Here is a 1,654-nt window from a genome sequence, read left to right on the forward strand (position 1 = left end):
GCCCGACGGTGTCGTGTTCATCGGCGTCAACGTGCGCGACAGCGCCGACACCGCCGCCGCGTTCGAGAACCAGTTCGGCATCACCTACCCGTCGATCCTGGACGCCACCACCGGCACGGTGCAAGCCGCGTTCGCCGGGAAAGCCGCCCCCGGCGCCGTGCCCACCACCATCGTCCTGGACCGCACCGGCCGGATGGCCGCCCGCATCATCGGGCAACTGCCCACCCGCACCACCCTCGCCGCCCTCATCGACACCGTCCTCGCCGAGACGAGCCCCTGATGGGGGAGATCATCACCGCCGGCAGCATCTGGGCCGCCCTCCCCCTAGCCCTCCTCGCCGGGCTGGTGTCCTTCGCCTCCCCCTGCGTGCTCCCCCTCGTGCCCGGCTACCTCGGCTACCTCACCGGCACCACCACCACCGCGGGGGTCTCCCGGTGGCGGGCGCTGGCCGGGACCGGACTGTTCACCCTCGGCTTCTCCGTCCTGTTCATCGGCTACGGGGCCGCGTTCGGCGCCCTCGGGGCCTGGCTCATCCGCTGGCAAGATCTCCTCACCCGCATCCTCGGGATCGTGGTCCTGCTGATGGGGCTCGTGTTCCTCGGCGTGTTCCGGCTCTTCCAACGCACCGCGAAACCCGCCATCCACCCACCCAGCGGGCTGGCCGGAGCTCCCCTGCTCGGCATCGCGTTCGGGCTCGGCTGGACCCCGTGCCTGGGCCCCACCCTCGCCGCGATCTCCGCCCTCAGCCTCACCACCGGCAACCCCGCCCGCGGCGCCCTCCTCGCCGTCACCTACTGCCTGGGCCTGGGGTTGCCCTTCATCGCCGCCGCCGCCGGCCTGAACTGGGCCACCGGAAGCATCACGTTCCTGCGCCGCCACATCCGCACCATCAACATCACCGGCGGGGTCCTCATGATCGCCACCGGCATCGCGATGATCAGCGGAGCCTGGACACTCCTCACCTCCAGCATCCAGAACCTCATCGGAGCCACCGTGCTCCCCCTCTAACACACCTCTAACACCCCGCTGCCGCCGGGAGCGGGGCCATGGCGTAAGCCGCCTGGCAGGGGCGGACCGGCTCCCTGCCGCATCACAGAAAGGACAGACCATGCGACCACACGGCAGCCGTGACCGCGCCCCCATCCCGTCCGAGCCGGACCCGGCCCGCGGTTCCCCGGCGCTGGGGGCCGGGGGCGTCTGGGTCGCCGCAGCGGCCGCGGCCGCCGGGGTTGGGTCGGCGTATTGGGACGACTCCCGGCACACCACCCTCGGCCGGGACAGCACCTTCATCCCTCCGCACCTGCTGCTGTATGCGTCGATCCTCACCGTCGGGGTCGTGATCGCCGGCTGGGGGTGGCGGCGGCTGGCCGCGACACGATCCGTGGCCGCCGTGTTCCGCACGCCCGGGTTCGCGGTCGCGGTCGCTGCGGCGGTCGCGACCGCGGCGGCCGCGCCCGCCGACGCGTTCTGGCACACCGCGTTCGGGCGTGACGCGGTGCTCTGGTCGCCCCCGCACCTGCTGTCGGTGATCGGCACCCTGTGCGTGCTGATCGGCCTGCTCACCGGCACCGACCGGCTCGTGCCTGCCCCGCCGCGGATCGCCCTGGCCGCAGGCGTGCTGGGGGCGGCGCTGATCATCGTGATGGAATACGAC

Annotated in this window: 3 protein-coding genes; all 3 read left to right on the forward strand. The window is 72.6% G+C overall.

What is annotated here, in order from left to right; all coding sequences use genetic code 11:
- Window positions 1–280, forward strand: a 280-nt coding sequence (locus ASG00_RS05190) for a TlpA family protein disulfide reductase (RefSeq protein ID WP_162238349.1), incomplete at its 5' end; no start/stop codon positions are given.
- Window positions 280–1,008: a cytochrome c biogenesis CcdA family protein gene (locus ASG00_RS05195; protein ID WP_005049586.1), complete on the forward strand. Its 729-nt coding sequence runs from the start codon at window positions 280–282 to the stop codon at window positions 1,006–1,008. The genes ASG00_RS05190 and ASG00_RS05195, both read left to right, overlap by 1 nt.
- A gap of 100 nt (window positions 1,009–1,108) precedes the next feature.
- A partial coding sequence (locus ASG00_RS15255) for a hypothetical protein (RefSeq protein ID WP_200930858.1) occupies window positions 1,109–1,654 on the forward strand: 546 nt, incomplete at its 3' end.

The sequence above is a fragment of the Microbacterium sp. Leaf351 genome, from assembly GCF_001423825.1.
GTDB classification, from domain to species: Bacteria; Actinomycetota; Actinomycetes; order Actinomycetales; family Microbacteriaceae; genus Microbacterium; species Microbacterium ginsengisoli.